Raw genomic sequence first — 17992 nt, forward strand, 5'->3', positions numbered from 1 at the left:
TTGCTTACTCCTTAATGAGAAACTTGTTCTGAAAAAACAAGATGGCCATTACCCCACAAAAGATGGCCGCGTCCGCGAAATTAAAGATAGGGGTAGAATAATAGGAACCACCCCAAAGTGGAATCCACGAAGGCAACGGACCCTCATAGAAATCCGCAAAGAACATATCGATGACTTGGCCGTGAAACCAGCTCATCGGAGCTCCTGCCGGCGCATTATTAAACCAAACCCCATAAAATACGGAGTCAATTAGGTTGCCAATCGCACCCCCTAAAATCAAAGCTACGGATATTAAAAGGCCCGTAGGGCTCTTCTTAACAGTCAAGGAATGTAGGTAGTAGCCTATTCCGAACATCGCCACGATGCGGAAGGTCGTCAAGATTAATTTGCCCCAAATCGACCCGATTTGAATTCCAAAGGCCATGCCCGGATTTAAGGTGTAATGTAATTTGAAAAAGTCGCCTATCAGAGGGATTTGGCCAAAATAACCAGGCTCCATCCAGGTATGCACCGCTAGTTTAATTCCCTGATCTAGGGCAATAATCAACAGACTTAACAGGAAATAGCGGTAGTTTTTCATGCGTTGTTTCGGCGGTTTACTTCTTTTTGTAATAAGGCAAATTCGCGGGACGTTTGTCCAGCGATGGAACTATTTTCTTCTGCGCGTCTAAATAAATAGGGCATTACCGCATCTACCGGGCCGTAAGGTACGTATTTGGCCACATTATAGCCAGAGGCAGCTAAATTATAAGAGATGTTGTCAGACATACCTAATAATTGCGCGAAATAGATATTGGGATGATTGCTAGGGATTTGCAAGGCGTTCATCGCATCACAAAGTCGTAAACAGCTCGACTCATTGTGTGTTCCCATGCAGAAATGAACGCGATCCACGTGTTTTAAGCATAATTCAACGCCTAAATCATAATCGCGATCTGTATCTTCTTTACAGACGTGAAGGGGTTCGGAATACTCGTCTTCGTGCGCTTTTTGGCGTTCTTTTTCTAAATAGGCCCCTCGCACTAATTTAACTCCTAGGAAATAGTTCTTTTCCTCCGCCGCTGCGATTGCCTCTTTTAAGTTCGCTAGCATATCGTGGCGGTACATTTGGAAGGTATTGTAGATGATGGCTGTTTCTTGATTGTATTTTGCCATCATTTCGTAGGTCAATTGGTCGATCGTTGTCTGGATCCAGCTCTCCTCTGCATCGATGAATAAGCGAACCTTTAAGGCGTGTGCTAGGTCACAAATTTCGATTAATAAGTCTTTGCTATGGTTAAATAATTCCTGCTCCTCCTCACTTAAAGCTGCTTCGGTTTGTGCTTTCTCCAAAAGTTCTGCCTTAAAAATCCCCGTTACCTTAAATACGGCGAAGGGAATGGCCGGATTTTCGGCGGATTTACGGATGGTTTTGAGGATTTCTTCCTTGGTTTTTTGGAAAGATTTTTCGCTTTCTTCCCCTTCTACTGAGTAATCCAAAATGGTCCCAATTTTCGCTTTTTCAAGTTCTTGAATCGTTGATTCACAGCCATCTATGGTTTCTCCCCCACAAAATTGAGCGAAAATGGTACTTTTTATGATTTTTTTAACCGGAAAATGCAGGAAAAGGAACAATTTGATGAAAAAAGTGCCTAAATTTACGAGCCAATTTTGGTTCATTGTGGCGAAAATCCAATAGGACTTCTTCAGCTGAAAATTGTCTTTCGAAGCAAAGGCGATTTGCGTATCCTCAAAAGATAAACTTACAGAGGATTGTGTTGATGATTTTTTTGTCATTTGTGCGAAAAATTGTTGCAAATATAAGTGAATTATTATCGATTGCTTAAGAAATAAATAAACAAATCAATAGGGGACGGAAGTCCTCGTTAACCGTCAGATTATTATGAATGCCAATTTAGACATTGTACCGATGCAGGACTGGATTCAGACGAACGGCAAGCCCTTGATTATCGCGGGTCCCTGTTCAGCTGAGACAGAAGAGCAAGTATTAGAAACCGCTCGCCGTATCAAAGCGGAGGGTTATGCTCACATCATGAGAGCGGGTGTTTGGAAACCTCGTACACGTCCAGGCAGTTTTGAAGGGATGGGAGAACCAGCTTTGAAATGGTTAGTAGAAGCAAAGAAAGAAACAGGATTACCTTTAGCGATTGAAGTAGCTACTCCAGAGCACATCGAATTAGCCTTGAAATACGGCGTTGATGTTTTATGGATCGGTGCTCGTACAACGGTTAACCCGTTTAACGTACAAGATTTAGCGGATGCTTTGAAAGGAGTAGACGTTCCTGTATTAGTAAAGAATCCAGTGAATCCAGATTTAGCTCTTTGGGTAGGTGCTTTCGAGCGTCTTCAAGGATCAGGTATCAAGAAATTAGGTGCTATCCACCGTGGTTTCTCGAATGCACAAGAAACAAAATACCGTAACTCACCTATGTGGGCGATGGCAGTTGAATTAAAGCGTTTGTTCCCTCAAATGCCTTTAATCGGTGACCCATCTCACATGGCAGGTAAGCGTGCGTTATTGATGGAATTATCTCAACGTATTTTGGATTTGAACTACGATGGTATGATCATCGAGACTCACCGCGATCCAGATGCAGCGTGGTCAGATGCTTCACAACAAGTAACTCCGGAGAAATTAGGCGAAATGTTACGTGATCTAGAAGTTCGCAACGCGAGCTATGGCGCAGACTTCTCTGATGAATTAGCAGGTCTTCGTGAGAAAATCGACAACATCGACCGTGAATTATTAGAGGTTTTGGCTGCACGTATGGCTGTAGTGGAGAAACTAGGGGAATACAAGCGTGATAACAACGTAGCGGTATTACAATTAGATCGTTGGAAGCAATTACACAACGACCGTGCTAACCAAGCGAAAGGTTTAGCTTTATATCCAGAATTCGTAGAAGAACTATTCAAATTAGTTCACTTAGAGTCTATCCGTAAGCAAACGGAAGTGATGAATAATGCGGCTGTTTAATCGCTTAATTTTATAAAAAAAAGGCCCTTCAAAGGGTCTTTTTTTTATAAATTTAAAAGTTCAAAGACCAAAGTTCAAAGTTCAAAGGTGGTATCGCCTGCGGCGATGAGTTCGTGAAGGATTTTTCTTGAATGTATCCGCGAAGCGGATTCCGAATTTGCTCTTTGCTCTTTGCTCTTTGCTCTTTGAACTTTGCTATTTGAACTTTGCTATTTGTCGCGGCGACTAACCGCGTACCCCGCCCACACAATCAGCCCCATTCCCAAAATGGTAATGAAATCAGGTAATCCGTGGCCTAACACCACCTCAATCGCAATAGAAAAGATAACCGCGCTATTTCCCACTACGCCTACGATGCTGGCTTTTTCGTTCAATAGCGCCTGCGTCGTAAAGTATTGAACGCCTAAAGCTAAAAGACCCATCACTAAGGCCCAAATCCATTCCGCGAGAGAAGGCTGCACCCAAACACCCGTCACGAAGCTATTCTCAAAACCACCTAGTGTTCCCGTTAAGAGGGAAATGGTCGAAGCGATTAATCCTGCCCCCATAAAAGAAACGACGACCCAGCGGGAGTCATAATACTTTTGGGCCTCTTTGATCGCTAAATAGCCTAAGGCTGTTCCCATTGCGTAGATGATCCCGGTACTATGATGCCAAAGCGATCCTCCGCTTCCGGGCTGGAAAATAAGTAAGATGCCGAAAAAGCCGATCAGTAGAAATAAAACTTGTTTGCTGGAAAGTCCCTCATTTGGCAATAAAAAGAAGCTAAAAACCGCGATGAAGAGTGGAAATGCCTGGCCATAGGTGTTCGTTAAGGACAAACCAAGGTGTTCCAGCGTGTAGAAGAGGCAATACAAGGTGAAGGCGCCCAAAAGTCCGCGTAGGATAATGAAATAGAGTTTGCCGCCTGCTTGAACGGCTGGTTTACGGTAAAGGCTTGTCAATAAAAAGGGGAGACCTACGGCGCTGCGGAAAAAGACGAGCTGGATGGAGCTGAACGTCTGGCTCATCTCTTTTGCGATCGCGGACATGATCGCGAAGCAAAGCGAGGAGAGTAACATGAAAAATACACCCTTATTCGAATAAATTCGTTTTAACATCATTTATAAACTTCGAGGATTAGCTCAAATTTTCTAACTTGCATTTCATTTCAAAGGTATGACAAAAAAAATAATTTTATCTCCTGATGCACCCGCTCCCATTGGGCCTTATTCCCAGGCAGTTGAGGTGAATAACACGCTTTATGTGTCTGGACAGATTGCTTTGGCAGTTTTCGAGGCAGGTGGATCGATCGAAGAAGAGACGAATCAAGTGATGCTGAATTTGCAGCATATTTTGACGGCGGCGGGTTATACGTTCGAACAGGTGGTGAAGTGTTCCATTTTCGTGAAGGATATGGGTCATTTTGGCCAAATAAATGAAGTCTACGGTCGTTATTTCGTTCAAAATCCTCCCGCTAGAGAGACGGTAGAGGTGGCGCGCTTGCCTAAGGACGTGCGTGTTGAAATTTCCTGTATTGCCTATAAATAAGAGATAAATGTCTGATTCAGTACGTGTTCGCTTTGCGCCTAGTCCTACCGGACCACTCCACATCGGAGGGGTAAGAACCGCTTTATATAATTACCTGTTTGCCCGCAAAATGGGGGGTAAATTCTTGTTACGTATCGAAGATACTGACCAGGCGCGTTTTGTGCCGGGTGCGGAAAACTACATTTTAGAGAGTTTAGCTTGGTTAGGCATCAGCCCAGACGAGGGTGTAGGGGTGGGTGGGCCACACGAACCTTATCGCCAAAGCGAACGCAAAGACCTCTACAAAGCCTATGCTGACCAATTATTAGCAGATGGCAAAGCCTATTACGCCTTTGACACCTCAGAGGAATTAGATGCGATGCGTGCTAGTTTTGAGAGCCAAGGTTCTGCTTTTCAATACAATTCATTGACCCGTGTGAAGTTGAAAAATTCGATTGCTTTAGCTTCGGCCGAAGTGGATCAATTAATCGCTTCCGGAACGCCTTACGTGATTCGCCTGAAAGTTCCGGCGAAAGGGGAGGTGCGTTTCCAAGACAGCATTCGCGATTGGGTACACGTGCATACGTCCAGCATCGATGACAAAGTCTTGATGAAGTCAGACGGGATGCCTACCTACCACCTAGCGAACGTGGTGGATGATCACATCATGGAAATTACCCACGTGATTCGGGGTGAGGAATGGTTGCCATCCGCACCATTGCATATTTTATTATACCAAGCATTTGGGTGGAAAGCACCTCAGTTTGCCCATTTGCCTCTTTTATTAAAGCCAGAGGGCAATGGTAAGTTGTCCAAAAGAGACGCAGATCTAGGTGGCTTCCCCGTATTCCCTATGGAATGGACGGATCCAGCGACGGGTGCGATTTCGAAAGGATTTAAGCAGGAAGGCTACCTGAAGGAAGCCACCTTGAATTTCTTAGCTTTCTTAGGCTGGAATCCAGGCACAGAGCAAGAGATGTTCAGCTTAACAGAGCTAGCAGACGCGTTCTCGTTAGAACGCATTAATAAAGCGGGTGCGAAGTTCGATGTAAAAAAAGCCCAATGGTTTAATGAGCAATACATTAAGCAACAAGATCCGGTAGCTTTGGCGGCGGATTATTTGCCTAGCTTACCTGCAGAACAAGGTCTCGCTTTCGTGCACTTATTCTTAGATCGCATTACGTTCCCACAAGAATTAGCGGTGAAAGTGGCGGAGTTTCAAGCGCGTCCAGCGATTTACGAAGAAGCCGTTCTGGCTTCGAAGTGGAATGCTGATGCGGCGTCAGGTTTACAGTTTATTGCACAAGCCTTGCCTAGTGTGGATTCGTGGGAGCCGGAAGGCATCAAGCAGGCGATTCACGAAGTATTAGAGGCGAATGGAATTAAGATGGGAAAAGTGATGCAGATTTTGCGCGTAGCCTTGAGTGGAAACGGAGCAGGTCCAGATTTGATGATTTCGATGCAATTATGGGGCAAAGCGGAGGTGATCGAGCGATTGTCTACGGCTTTGGCAAAATTCCCTGCACTCTAAAAGGACATGGCTAAAAAGGACAAAAAGAAGGAATTGCCCACGGTTCATCCAGAATTAGCGGGATTTGAAATGAATATCGATTCATTAGGCACGATTACGTCTAGTCTTGATCGAGATCGTTTGAATGCTTTTTTGGACAAGCACATGCCCGAGGATAAAAAATTAAAACCGAAAGAAAATGAAGGTTAGTCAAGAAGATGTGAAGAAAGTCGCGCATTTGGCTCGATTAGAGATGCCCGAATCTAAATTAGGCGAAATGCAAGATTCTATTAACAAGGTTTTAGTCTGGATGGAAGCGCTAAATTCGGTGGACACAACGTCTGTGGAGCCTTTGGTCCATATGACCTCTGCCTTAAATCATTTCCGCGAAGACGAAGGTAAACTGACCTTAGATCGTGCCAAAGCCTTAGCTTTAGGTCCTGACACCAATGATACCTATTTCAAAGTGCCGCAAGTAATCGAATAATAATGGAATAATTAGCCAATATAGTACTCAATCGCCTTTTTCATTTCCGATTTACTCACCGGAATATCATAGCCGCAATCTCCTATACCTGTTAACAGCGAGAAGCGAACTTCTCCACCTTTGTTCTTCTTGTCTTGAAGCGTTAACGCTATAATCGCAGGAATTTCAGACGCTTTCAGCGGCACCCTTCCATAGGTCTCAAACAAGTATATTTCGATATCACCTAATTCTTGTTCACTAATCAATCCCCGTTGAAAGGCTACAAAAGCTTCCATAATCATTCCTACGGCGATTGCTTCCCCGTGTAAGATCTTACGCTTTCCTTGTTCCAACAAGAACGTTTCCACCGCATGACCTAAGGTATGTCCCCAATTTAAGATCTTGCGCAATCCTTTTTCGGTCGGATCCTCAGTCACCACTGCCTTCTTAATTTCAACGGAATGTTCGATAAGACTAGCGAAATCAACCTCCGAGAAATCCGTATGGCTTATTTGCTCCCATTTCTCCGCATCGCGAATCAGGCAATGCTTGATGATTTCAGCATAACCTGAAAGCTTTTGAGAAGCCGGTAAAGTTTGAATGAAAGTAGGGTCGATTAATACCGTTTTAGGTAAATTGAATACCCCAATGTGGTTCTTTAAACCTTGAAAATCCACTCCTAATTTTCCACCCACACTTGCATCTACTTGAGCTAATAAGGTCGTAGGGATCTGAATAAAGTCGATTCCTCGCTTATAGATAGAAGCACAGAATCCACCTAAATCACCGATCACCCCACCACCTAAATTAATCAATAGGCCGTGGCGATCCATATTCGCCTTTGTCATCGCTTCCCACACTTTTTCGCAAGTTGCTAAATGCTTGTTATTCTCTCCAGACTTAATCTGAATCTTGATGAAGCTCTTGGGTAAATAGGCTTGAATTAACGGAAGGCAATGTTTTGAAGTCTGCTCGTCTACCAGAACCGCTATTTGCAAATAGGAATTTTGGCTCAAAAAAGCCGGCAAAGAATTTGAAATAGGGGCGATTTCTACTGACATAGGATTTTTTCTTCAATGGATTCCTCAAAATTACCATGATTTTGTGAAAATGGACTATTTTTTGCCTAATTTTGTACCCGCTTGTTAATCCCACAAGATTTACATTTTTTTATGAGAGAAATTCAGTTTAGAGAAGCCTTACGTGAGGCAATGTCAGAGGAAATGCGTCGTGATGCATCTGTTTTTTTAATGGGTGAGGAAGTGGCGGAATACAACGGAGCCTACAAAGTTTCCCAAGGAATGTTAGACGAATTCGGTCCTGAGCGCGTGATCGATACCCCCATCGCTGAATTAGGTTTCGGTGGTATTGCTGTGGGTGCTTCTGCGAATGGTCTTCGTCCCGTTGTTGAATTCATGACCTTTAACTTCTCTTTAGTCGCGATTGACCAAATCATCAACTCCGCTGCTAAATTGATGTCTATGTCCGGTGGGCAATTTTCTTGTCCTATTGTTTTCCGTGGGCCTACGGGAAATGCTGGCCAATTATCTTCTCAGCACTCGTCTAACTTCGAGAACTGGTTTGCTAACACTCCAGGTTTAAAAGTAGTCGTACCTTCTAATCCTGCAGATGCGAAAGGTTTATTAAAATCAGCGATTCGTGATAACGACCCGGTGATCTTCATGGAATCTGAAGTGATGTATGGTGATAAAGGTTTAGTACCAGAAGGCGAATACTTAATCCCAATCGGCAAAGCGAATATCGTAAAACCAGGTTCAGCGGTAACGATCGTAACTTTTGGTAAAATGCTTTCTCGTGTGGTGATGCCAGCGGTAGAGGAATTAGAGAAGCAAGGAATCTCTTGCGAAGTAATCGACTTACGTTCTGTTCGTCCGATTGATTATATCACCGTGGTAGAATCAGTGAAGAAAACGAATCGTTGCGTTGTAGTAGAAGAAGCGAATCCATTATCGGCTATCTCTTCGGAGATCGCTTACCACTTACAACGTTGGGCATTTGATTACTTAGATGCACCAGTGGTTCGTGTGAATTCACGTGACTTACCACTTCCATACGCACCTACCTTGATCGAAGAAATTCTTCCAAGCATCGAGCGTACAATCCAAGCGGTTAAAACAGTAACTTATAAGAAGTAATTACCTTCTTCTGTGTATAAAAAAAAGCCGGAGCTTTGTTAGAAGCTTCGGCTTTTTTTAGTGGACAGTTGACAGTCGCGACTTTTTAAAGTTCAAAGAGCAAAGTTCAAAGTTCAAAGATGGTATCGCCTGGGGCGATTCATTTGTGAAGTATTTTTCACAATTTCATCCGCGAAGCGGATACCTCCTTTGAACTTTGCTCTTTGAACTTTGCAATTTGCTCTCTACTCTATAATCTACACTCTAAAGTACGTAGATAAACCTTGACCCATCCACATCCACACCTTCCAGCTTGATGCGTCCTTTTCTGGATTCTAAAGCCTCAACTGCCTCCTTAGGACTGTTTATTGCGCGGTCATTGATCTTAGTGATCACAGAACCTTTCGCAAGTCCGTACATTTCTAAACGACCGTCTGCTAGTACTTCGGCGATCTTCACACCAGAGCTAACTCCGAATTTCTTCATCTCAGCAGGAGTCAAGCTCGCAAACTTAGCGCCTAAGAATTCTGATTTCGCTGATTCAGTAGAATTATCGCCTTTTACGATTTCGGTGTTGCCGTCTTTGTTCTTTAAGGTAACCTTGAATTCTTTTGTAGCGCCATCGCGGTTAACGGTTACTTGAATAGCCTCACCTGGGCGCTTGCGGCTAACGATTTCCATTAATTTCGAAGATGATTTAGTCTCTACTCCGTCGATCTTCACGATCACATCATTGATTTTGATACCTGCATCTTTCGCAGCTGAGTTTTCAGAGAAACCACCCACGTACACTCCGGCGCTAGTTTTAAGGTCTTTTTCGTCCGCTAGTTTGGCATTCACCTCAGAGATTTGAACTCCTAAGAAACCGCGCTGAACGTTACCGTATTTGATTAAGTCACCTGACACTTTCTTCACGATGCTCACAGGAACGGCGAAAGAATAGCCGGCAAATTGACCTGTACGAGAGTAAATCGCTGTGTTGATACCGATTAATTCGCCTTTTAAGTTCACCAAAGCCCCTCCAGAGTTACCCGGGTTAACCGCAGCATCCGTTTGGATGAAGGACTCTAATGGATTCACGTCTGGAGAATCGCGGTCGATGATGTTCTGGCGACCTTTGGCAGAAACAATACCTGCTGTTACAGTTGACTCTAAATTAAAGGGATTACCCACGGCTAATACCCACTCGCCCACGCGTAGGGCGTCTGAATCGCCAAAAGTCAAGAAAGGTAAATTCGTTTCCTTGATTTGGATAACCGCTAAATCCGAAGATGGATCTGTTGAAATGACTTTGGCCTTGTACTCGCGCTTGTCATTTAGAATGACCGTCACTTCTGAAGCTTCAGCCACCACGTGATTATTCGTTACGATATAGCCATCGGCTGAGATGATGACGCCAGAGCCAGACGCTTCCTGTGGTTGTTGCTGTTGTCTACGACCACCGCCACCGAATGGATCGCCAAAACCGAAGAAATCATCAAAAGGGCTCGAGGACTGTTGTCTCTGGCGCACTTCCATTTTCGTCTTAATGTGAACTACCGCAGGAGTCGTTTTCTCCGCAGCATAGGTGAATTCACCAGGATTGCCGGGTACGTTTGGATTAGATACGGAAGTAGTAAAAGCGGAGGGTGCATCCGAGAATCCGGATGAGTTTCCTAAATTAAAAAGAGAATAGGCACCTAAAGTGACTCCACTGGACATTAATGCAATGATCGCATACGACTTAAGCTGATTATTCATTTTTATTTTTGATTTAAATTTAAAAATTACTGCTGCGAAATTAATCGAAAATTCGCCTCGCACAACCTCATTAACAAGTTTTAAGAGTTTTAAATCCCAAAGGAAATGGCTAATTTTGTGGTTCATTCGTAAAAACACGTTCAAATGATTTTAAGTGAGCAAGAATTATTGAGGAGACAGAAGCGCCAAGAATTATTGGCGATGGGAATTGATCCTTATCCTGCACAGGAATACCCGGTGAATGTTTATTCTGATCAGATTTTGGCAGAATTTAAACCGGAGTCTGGCAATTTCCAAGACGTGGTATTGGCAGGTCGCTTGATGGGCTTCCGTATCATGGGAAATGCCTCTTTTGCGGAACTTCAGGACGCGAATGGCCGTATTCAATTGTACTTCCGCCGCGACGACCTTTGTCCGGGCGAGGATAAAACCTTGTACAATACGGTATTTAAAAAGTTACTAGACATCGGTGACATCATCGGTGTAAAAGGATATGTTTTCACGACGCAGATGGGAGAAATCTCCGTTCACGTACGTGAGTTTACGATTCTCTCCAAAGCCTTAAAGCCACTTCCTGTCGTTAAAGAAGCAGATGGCCAAACCTACGACGCCTTTTCTGATCCAGAAATGCGTTACAGACAGCGTTACGTAGATTTAATCGTTAACCCTTCCGTAAAGGACATCTTTATCAAGCGTGCGAAGATCATCTCGACGATGCGTGCAATGTTTGACGAACGTGGTTGGTTAGAGGTGGAAACACCGGTATTGCAAGCGGTACACGGTGGAGCTTCGGCTCGTCCGTTCAAGACCCACCACAATACCTTAGATATGCCTCTTTATTTGCGTATCGCGAATGAATTGTATCTGAAGCGTCTGATCGTGGGTGGTTTTGATGGCGTATATGAGTTTGGTAAAATGTTCCGTAACGAAGGAATGGACCGCACGCATAATCCGGAATTCACTTCGTTAGAATTCTATGTAGCCTACAAGGATTACAATTGGATGATGAGCCTGACAGAGTTAATCTTCGAAACGGTTGCCTCTCGTTTACACGATAAAACCAAAATCGCGGTAGGGGAGAACGAAATCGAATTTGCTGGACCTTATCCTCGTTTAACTATCTCGGGTGCTATTTTACAGTATTCCGGAGTAGATGTGGATGCCTTGTCAGAAGATGAATTGCGCGCGAAGTGTGTGGATTTCGGAATGGAAGTGGATAAAGGAATGGGCAAAGGAAAGCTGATCGATGAGTTATTCGGCGAGAAAGTAGAAGCAAACTTGATTCAGCCTACCTTTATCACCGATTATCCAGTAGAGATGTCACCTTTAACGAAAAAGCACCGTTCGAAAGAGGGTTTAGTAGAGCGTTTTGAGTTATTCGTGAATGGAAAAGAAATTGCGAATGCCTACTCTGAATTAAATGACCCCATCGATCAAAAAGAACGTTTCGAAGATCAATTAGCCTTAGCTGAGCGCGGAGATGATGAGGCGATGGCGATGGATCACGATTTCATTCGCTCCTTAGAATATGCGATGCCACCTACCTCAGGTATTGGTATCGGAATTGACCGCTTAACGATGTTGATGACGAATCAATCCTCTATTCAAGAAGTATTGTTCTTTCCTCAAATGCGGGCAGAAGTGATTAAGGAAGTGGATTCTGAATCAGCTTTCGCGGAAAGAGGCATCTCTGAAGTATGGATCCCAGCCTTACAAAAGATGGGCATCTTAACATTAGAAGCCTTGGATGCTGCAAACCCGAACAAAGTCTTTAATGACTTAGGTGGAATGCGCAAAAAATTAAAGATTGATGCGGCATTGCCGACGAAGGACGAAGTGACTGCTTGGATTCAAGGATAATCGCTTCACCTATTGCATAAAAAAAGCCTTCCGTAAAGAAGGCTTTTTTTATTTCTCTTTAACTAGAGATCAATGTTGCAATTTTTGTAGGTAAACCTAAATATATATTGTAAAATACTGATTTGCTCTAATCAAAAAAACGAAAGAAAAATTAGATTTTCTTTACGTTGATAGCGTTTGCGCCACGCTTTCCATCAGTAACTTCATAAGATACTGAATCATTTTCGCGGATAGTAACACCTGAAAGGCCAGTTACGTGTACGAAAATGTCTTCACCTGTTTGATCGTCAACGATGAATCCGAAACCTTTCGTCTCGTTGAAAAATTTTACTTTACCAGTTTGCATAAAAAAAATGTTAAAAATATTAATGCCATCCAGACGAAAGTCTTTCAAGCTCTCAAATGTAGAAAAAAAACAATTGTATGCAAGACTTTTAAAATAATAAATCACTTATTTGAAAATATAATTATATTATTCATATAATATATATAACTATTTTAATTATGTGTCATTTGCGTTTAAATTTGACTAAATTTGTTCCTTCAATCAATCACTTATGGAAAAGCTGAAATTTTTTGTTGAGAATCAGGCATTTGGCGTGTGTACTCACCTAGGAGAGAAGTTTAAAATCTCCACAAGTAGTATTCGATTGTACTTTATCTACACCTCGTTTATCACGATGGGTTCCCCGGTGATTATTTATTTGATTTTGGCTTTTTGGATGAATATCCGTCGCTATTTACGTCAAAGAAATAACCCAAGTGTCTGGGATATCTAAAATTTGATTTGATTGAATTTCTTTTTGCCTCGAAGGAAATAGTCTACTAGAATGTTTCCGGTATAACTTTTTATCCAGTTTTTCTGAACAGGGGACGCTTTTGGTTCGAAGAACAAATAGTGATAGAAGCCATAATGGGCTTTTAAGATCGCTAAAAAGGAACTGAATTTCCCTTCTGTTAAAAATTTGATTCCTGCGATTCCGTCTAAGATCATTCGGATGAAAATAGTCTTAAAACGTAAAGAGGGTTCTACGTTTTTATAGAGCAAAATCAAGTTATTACGGAAATTCAGGTAGGTTTTGAAAGGATTTTCTTTGTTTAACGTCCCGCCACCTACGTGTAATACTTCACTTTCAGCCACTGCTGCGATGGAATATCCTGCTCTTTGCATGCGCCAGCAAAGGTCGATTTCTTCCATGTGAGCAAAAAGGTAAGCGTCTAATCCTCCTACTAAGTGAAAAACCTCAGTTCGAACCATTAAACAGGCGCCCGTCGCCCAGTTTACCATGGAGGTTGCATATTGCCCCTCATTTTTTTCAATGGTATCGAATAGTCTTCCACGGCAGAAAGGGTAGCCATAGGAATCCCAAAATCCACCCGCAGCTCCCGCGTATTCAAAATACTCCGGTTTATGATAATCTAATAGAAACGGTTGTGCCGCAGCAACGGAAGGATTTGCTTCGAAATAGGCTACTAAAGGTTGTAACCAATTTTTACGTGGCGCTATATCGGAATTCATTAGCACGAAATAGTCGGCTTGTATTTGGCCCAAAGCAAAATTATAGCCACCCGCATAGCCTAAATTCTCAGCCCAGGAAAGGACGGAAACGCTAGGGAAATTAGCTGCTAATAAGGCCAATGAATCGTCAGAAGAGCCATTGTCTGCTACATAAATCGCCGCATCCTGCGTGTTTTCGAGGACGATAGGCAAGAAGTCGGCTAAGAATTTCCGACCATTGTAATTTAAAATAACGACGGCGACTGACATGTCACAAAGGTAATCGAAATCAATCAAATTAGAATTTCTTTCAGAAAGATGTATTTTTGTCTCTTCATTAACAATCCAATACCGTATGTGGTCAAGTTTTTTTCGCAAGAAATCCATCGATAAAATTATTTCAGATCAGTTAGAGATTGAAAGCATAGAAGGTAATTCTATGGACAGAAATCTGGGAGTGCGCGATTTGACCTTTATGGGTGTGGCGGCCATCATCGGGGCGAGTATTTTCTCTGCGATCGGTCAGGCATCTGCTAATGGCGGTCCAGCGGTATCGATGTTATTTGTGTTTACGGCGATGGCCTGTATGTTTACGGCCTTCTGTTATGCACGTTTTGCAGCTACCGTTCCTATTTCTGGTAGTGCTTATACGTATGCTTATACGAGTTTGGGTGAGATTGTTGCCTGGATTTTGGGATGGAATTTACTGTTAGAATATGCCATTTCGAACGTAGCTGTGGCTATTTCGTGGTCAAAATACTTTGTGGATTTGTTAGAAGGTTTAGGTGTTCACGTGCCAGAGTTTATGACGATGGATTATTTGTCTGCCAAAAGAGCCTTCACCGAAACCTCCTCCGCACTAGCTAGTGGCGAGAAATTTGAAGCTTTATCTGTTAACCTACGCGAAGGTTTTACCGCCTATCAATCGGCTCCTACCATTTTTGGTTGGCATTTTGTTGCTAATATTCCGGCGCTTTTGATCACGGTAGCCATTACCTATTTGGTCTACATTGGAATTAAGGAGTCTAAAAACACGAACAATATTCTGGTGATTTTGAAACTATTGGTCATTATGATTGTAGTAGGGGTGGGCGCTTTTTATGTGCAGGTAGAGAACTGGACACCCTTTGCGCCGAATGGAATTTCTGGGGTGTTGAAAAGTGTGGCGGCCGTTTGTTTTGCTTACATCGGTTTCGACTCGATCTCGACTACCGCAGAAGAATGCAAGAATCCGCAGCGGGATATTCCCAAAGCCATGATGTATGCCCTAATCATCTGTACGGTCCTTTACGTATTAGTTACCTTGGTCTTAACGGGTATCGTGCCATCTGAAAATTTAGCTGGAATTGAGGATCCTTTGGCCTTCATGTTTATGCAAGTAGGCTTGCCAGGAGTAGCCGGAATCGTAGCGGCGAGTGCGGTAATCGCCTTAACTTCAGCCCTTTTAGTCTATCAATTAGGTCAGCCACGTATTTGGATGACGATGTCACGTGATGGTTTATTGCCAAAAGCCTTCTCACGTATTCACCCCAAATACCGTACCCCATCGTTCTCCACGATTATGACGGGCGTTTTAGTAGGTGTTCCAGCCTTGTTCGCAAACCTAGAAGAGGTGATCAATTTAAGTAGTATCGGAACGCTCTTCGCCTTCGTATTAGTCTGCGGTGGTGTTTTAGTATTAGATCTAGATCCAGAGAATCAAAAGAAATCCAAATTCAAGATCCCTTACATCAATTCAAGTTACTACGTGGGTTTGTCGCTTATTTTAGCGCTTGGTCTGATTTCCTATTCAGGTGTAAATCTGGGCGAATGGTTAGAGGGCCTATATTCAGGTGAAACGAAGGCGGATCACTTTATTATGTTCGGGTTCTTCATTATCTGGTCTGTAATGTCCTTCTTTAGCATTACAAAGAAATTATCATTAATCCCTGTGTTAGGATTATTAGTGAACCTCTATTTAATGACCCAAATGGGCTCCACAAACTGGGAACGTTTTATGTACTGGTGCTTGGCGGGGGTTGTTATTTATTTTGGGTATAGTTATAGACGTTCGAAACTAGCCTAAGAATGGTAAATGGTAAATGATGAATGGTAAATGTTGACTGTGAATTTATTTTTCATTCACCATTTACCATTCACAATTCACCATTTTTTTAGTCATTTCGTCTCCCACCCAACAAATTCAAATAATACAGCAACTGCGCTAACATACCGAGCGCGGCCACGACATAGGTCATAGCAGCCCACCAAAGCGCATCCTTTGACATCGCATATTCCGTAGGCGTTACGATTCCTTTTTCTTTAATCCAGTTTAGGGCTCTATTGGAAGCGTCAAATTCAACAGGTAAAGTCACAAAGCTAAATAAAGTGGCCATTGCAAAGAGAGCGACACCTATCGCTAGCAAGGTGGTGTTTCCGGTGGAATACAAGACCATCATTCCGATCATTAATAGGATGGGCATAAAGCCATTTGCAATGCTCAGCATGGGAACCATGGCGCTGCGGAATTGCAAGAAGGCGTAAGCTTTAGCGTGTTGAACCGCGTGGCCACATTCGTGCGCTGAAACAGCAGCGGCTGCTGCGTTACGGCCGTGATACACATCTGCACTTAAGTTGACTGTTTTGTCAGCAGGATTATAATGGTCAGTTAATTGTCCTTCTACAGAAATAACCCGAACATCCGTGATGCCATGATCTGCTAGCATACGCTCAGCAATTTCGTGGCCAGATAGGTTGCTCTGGATGGGTGTTTGTGAATAGGTTTTGAACTTGGATTTTAGTCGCCAAGAGATAAGCATACCTGCGACTCCGAAAAGGATGGCAATGAAATACATGGTTTTATTGTTTAAGTTTTTGAATGATTTTAGTAGTAGAGTAATCAGGGACTAGCGCGATGGTTTTGACGGATCCGCCAGCGGCAATCACTTCTTTGGCCCCCACAATCGTCTCAATAGTATAATCGTCACCTTTTACAAGGACATCTGGCTGAAGGGCTTGAATGAGTTCTAAAGGGGTCGAATCCCCGAAAATGATAACCATCGAAACAAAACCCAGTGCAGCGATTAAGCGCGCACGGGCATACTCCGCATTCACCGGTCTTTCGACTCCTTTCTCTAGGGTACGAACAGAGGCATCCGAGTTAACGGCAACGATCATTTTAGTGCCAAATTCGCTGGATTTCTCCAAATAATCCACATGGCCTAAATGCAAAATATCGAAACATCCGTTCGTGAAAACGACTTTGTCTCCGTTTGCTTTCCATTGCTTACGGAGTTCGATTCCCTGGGCCAAAGTGACAATTTTATGTTCAGTTCTGTTCGACACGTGAGCTAATTTTGGGTAAAAATAGGGTTAAAATAAAACTAAATCCACCCAATAACAACAAAGTAATCATTTGAGTTCCGTGGAAAAAGGTGGCTAGCATAAAGCCATCTTTATAAGTGAGCGAGTAGAAAACGAAGGCTGAGGCCACTAGGCTGTGGTACGCCCCAATTCCTCCTTGCGTAGGCGTTGCCATCCCAAAGGTGCCCATCACTAAAACAGTCAACGCCGCGCTCATTCCTAAGTGTTCGCTACTAGGGAAAGCAAGAAAGAGGGTATAGGTGCTCAAATAATAGCACAACCAAATGCCCACACTATATCCAATAAATTTTCCGGGTTGAGCTAGGTGGCGAATGCTACCAATTCCAGCGACCCAGCCGAGGATCATTTTGCCCACTTTCGATTCGGCGCCGATGTTTTGGAGAAAATCTTTAAACTTCCATAAAATCACTAATCCCATTAAGCCTAGTATGGAAGCGGTGATAATTAAGGTGCCAGACGGCAAATGCAAGGTAGGGAAAAGGCTCTTCTGTAGGGGTTCCCACTCAAATAGAAACGTAATTCCAACCAGGGCTACTAGACTCAATAAATCCACAATCCTCTCTGTAATAACGGTGCCAAAGGATTCCTCAAACGGAATATCCGCCGTCTTTTTTAATGATCCGCAACGGGATACTTCGCCCAAGCGGGGGACTAGAAAGTTTGCAAAATAGCCAATTAATACGGCTGAAAAGGTGCGTACAGTGCCCGGCTGATAGTTCATTGCGTCTAATAATTGTTCCCAACGCAAGGCGCGCAATAGGTGGGAAAGGATGGCGATGACCACGGAAACGGCAACCCAATTGTAATCGGCTTGCTGGAAGGTGCTGATGATGTCATTCCAATGCAATTGGCTTTTAGAAAAAGCCCAATACAATAGGCCTCCGGCTAATAAACTAGATATAAGGTATTTTAAGATTGATTTTAGCATCTGGTT

General features: G+C 43.1%; 19 protein-coding genes. 9 read left to right on the plus strand and 10 right to left on the minus strand.

The features are described 5' to 3' along the window. Positions 1 to 4 precede the first annotated feature (4 nt). Positions 5 to 580, minus strand: coding sequence for a lipoprotein signal peptidase (locus EWU21_RS02440; protein ID WP_130895209.1), 576 nt, complete (start codon positions 578 to 580; stop codon positions 5 to 7). Further along, positions 577 to 1776: a proline dehydrogenase family protein gene (locus EWU21_RS02445; RefSeq protein ID WP_130895210.1), complete on the minus strand. Its 1200-nt coding sequence runs from the start codon at positions 1774 to 1776 to the stop codon at positions 577 to 579. Before EWU21_RS02445 ends, EWU21_RS02440 begins: the two co-directional genes overlap by 4 nt. 106 nt (positions 1777 to 1882) lie before the next feature. Between EWU21_RS02445 and EWU21_RS02450 the strand changes: the two genes are divergently transcribed. Next, positions 1883 to 2977, plus strand: a complete 1095-nt coding sequence (locus EWU21_RS02450; protein WP_130895211.1) for a chorismate mutase — start codon at positions 1883 to 1885, stop codon at positions 2975 to 2977. Between the two features lie 209 nt (positions 2978 to 3186). Here the strand turns inward: EWU21_RS02450 and EWU21_RS02455 are convergent, their stop codons facing one another. Continuing rightward, positions 3187 to 4077 (minus strand): DMT family transporter, encoded by an 891-nt coding sequence (locus tag EWU21_RS02455; RefSeq protein ID WP_161566463.1) that lies wholly within the window; start codon positions 4075 to 4077, stop codon positions 3187 to 3189. 58 nt (positions 4078 to 4135) lie between these two features. Here EWU21_RS02455 and EWU21_RS02460 point away from each other — a divergent pair, with 58 nt between their 5' ends. The 4 genes from EWU21_RS02460 to gatC are packed head-to-tail and all read left to right on the plus strand — an operon-like array spanning position 4136 to position 6483. Next, the gene (locus EWU21_RS02460; protein WP_130895213.1) at positions 4136 to 4507 is read left to right on the plus strand and encodes a Rid family detoxifying hydrolase; all 372 of its coding nucleotides are present in this window, start codon (positions 4136 to 4138) and stop codon (positions 4505 to 4507) included. 7 nt (positions 4508 to 4514) lie between these two features. Next, positions 4515 to 6017 (plus strand): glutamate--tRNA ligase, encoded by a 1503-nt coding sequence (gene gltX / locus EWU21_RS02465; RefSeq protein ID WP_130895214.1) that lies wholly within the window; start codon positions 4515 to 4517, stop codon positions 6015 to 6017. 6 nt (positions 6018 to 6023) lie between these two features. After that, on the plus strand, positions 6024 to 6206 hold the full coding sequence (locus EWU21_RS02470; RefSeq protein WP_130895215.1) for a hypothetical protein: 183 nt from the start codon (positions 6024 to 6026) through the stop codon (positions 6204 to 6206). Beyond that, the gene (gatC, locus tag EWU21_RS02475; RefSeq protein ID WP_130895216.1) at positions 6196 to 6483 is read left to right on the plus strand and encodes an Asp-tRNA(Asn)/Glu-tRNA(Gln) amidotransferase subunit GatC; all 288 of its coding nucleotides are present in this window, start codon (positions 6196 to 6198) and stop codon (positions 6481 to 6483) included. The genes EWU21_RS02470 and gatC overlap by 11 nt, the downstream gene beginning before the upstream one ends. 11 nt (positions 6484 to 6494) lie before the next feature. Here the strand turns inward: gatC and aroB are convergent, their stop codons facing one another. Then, the gene (gene aroB / locus EWU21_RS02480; RefSeq protein ID WP_130895217.1) at positions 6495 to 7523 is read right to left on the minus strand and encodes a 3-dehydroquinate synthase; all 1029 of its coding nucleotides are present in this window, start codon (positions 7521 to 7523) and stop codon (positions 6495 to 6497) included. Between the two features lie 111 nt (positions 7524 to 7634). Here aroB and EWU21_RS02485 point away from each other — a divergent pair, with 111 nt between their 5' ends. Beyond that, a complete protein-coding gene (locus tag EWU21_RS02485) occupies positions 7635 to 8618 on the plus strand; it encodes a pyruvate dehydrogenase complex E1 component subunit beta (protein WP_130895218.1) in 984 nt (327 codons plus the stop codon). 243 nt (positions 8619 to 8861) lie between these two features. On the opposite strand, the gene EWU21_RS02490 is transcribed toward EWU21_RS02485, so the two are convergent. Continuing rightward, positions 8862 to 10337, minus strand: a complete 1476-nt coding sequence (locus tag EWU21_RS02490) for a Do family serine endopeptidase (protein WP_130895219.1) — start codon at positions 10335 to 10337, stop codon at positions 8862 to 8864. A gap of 144 nt (positions 10338 to 10481) precedes the next feature. Between EWU21_RS02490 and lysS the strand changes: the two genes are divergently transcribed. Further along, positions 10482 to 12197: a lysine--tRNA ligase gene (gene lysS, locus EWU21_RS02495; RefSeq protein WP_130895220.1), complete on the plus strand. Its 1716-nt coding sequence runs from the start codon at positions 10482 to 10484 to the stop codon at positions 12195 to 12197. Between the two features lie 151 nt (positions 12198 to 12348). On the opposite strand, the gene EWU21_RS02500 is transcribed toward lysS, so the two are convergent. Further along, positions 12349 to 12543 carry a cold-shock protein gene (locus EWU21_RS02500; protein WP_130895221.1) on the minus strand — a complete coding sequence of 65 codons (195 nt, stop codon included), beginning with the start codon at positions 12541 to 12543 and terminating at the stop codon, positions 12349 to 12351. A gap of 211 nt (positions 12544 to 12754) precedes the next feature. Here EWU21_RS02500 and EWU21_RS02505 point away from each other — a divergent pair, with 211 nt between their 5' ends. Beyond that, positions 12755 to 12976 (plus strand): PspC domain-containing protein, encoded by a 222-nt coding sequence (locus EWU21_RS02505; RefSeq protein ID WP_130895222.1) that lies wholly within the window; start codon positions 12755 to 12757, stop codon positions 12974 to 12976. Here EWU21_RS02505 and EWU21_RS02510 read toward each other — a convergent pair. Further along, on the minus strand, positions 12973 to 13965 hold the full coding sequence (locus tag EWU21_RS02510) for a glycosyltransferase family 2 protein (RefSeq protein ID WP_130895223.1): 993 nt from the start codon (positions 13963 to 13965) through the stop codon (positions 12973 to 12975). The two genes, EWU21_RS02505 and EWU21_RS02510, sit on opposite strands and share 4 nt — an antisense overlap. 85 nt (positions 13966 to 14050) lie before the next feature. On the opposite strand from EWU21_RS02510, the gene EWU21_RS02515 reads away from it, so the two are divergent. Further along, the gene (locus tag EWU21_RS02515; RefSeq protein ID WP_130895224.1) at positions 14051 to 15760 is read left to right on the plus strand and encodes an amino acid permease; all 1710 of its coding nucleotides are present in this window, start codon (positions 14051 to 14053) and stop codon (positions 15758 to 15760) included. Between the two features lie 88 nt (positions 15761 to 15848). Here the strand turns inward: EWU21_RS02515 and EWU21_RS02520 are convergent, their stop codons facing one another. Genes EWU21_RS02520 through EWU21_RS02530 form a run of 3 tightly spaced genes read right to left on the minus strand, consistent with a single transcriptional unit; the run spans position 15849 to position 17986 of the window. Then, complete coding sequence (locus EWU21_RS02520; RefSeq protein WP_130895225.1) at positions 15849 to 16529, minus strand: zinc metallopeptidase; 681 nt, start codon at positions 16527 to 16529, stop codon at positions 15849 to 15851. 4 nt (positions 16530 to 16533) lie between these two features. Further along, entirely contained in the window at positions 16534 to 17019 is a 486-nt protein-coding gene (gene rfaE2 / locus EWU21_RS02525; RefSeq protein WP_130895226.1) for a D-glycero-beta-D-manno-heptose 1-phosphate adenylyltransferase, read from the minus strand. Next, the gene (locus EWU21_RS02530; protein ID WP_130895227.1) at positions 17003 to 17986 is read right to left on the minus strand and encodes a lysylphosphatidylglycerol synthase transmembrane domain-containing protein; all 984 of its coding nucleotides are present in this window, start codon (positions 17984 to 17986) and stop codon (positions 17003 to 17005) included. Before EWU21_RS02530 ends, rfaE2 begins: the two co-directional genes overlap by 17 nt. Positions 17987 to 17992 lie beyond the last annotated feature (6 nt).

It is taken from the genome of Aquirufa antheringensis (assembly GCF_004307425.1).
Lineage (GTDB): Bacteria > Bacteroidota > Bacteroidia > Cytophagales > Spirosomataceae > Aquirufa > Aquirufa antheringensis.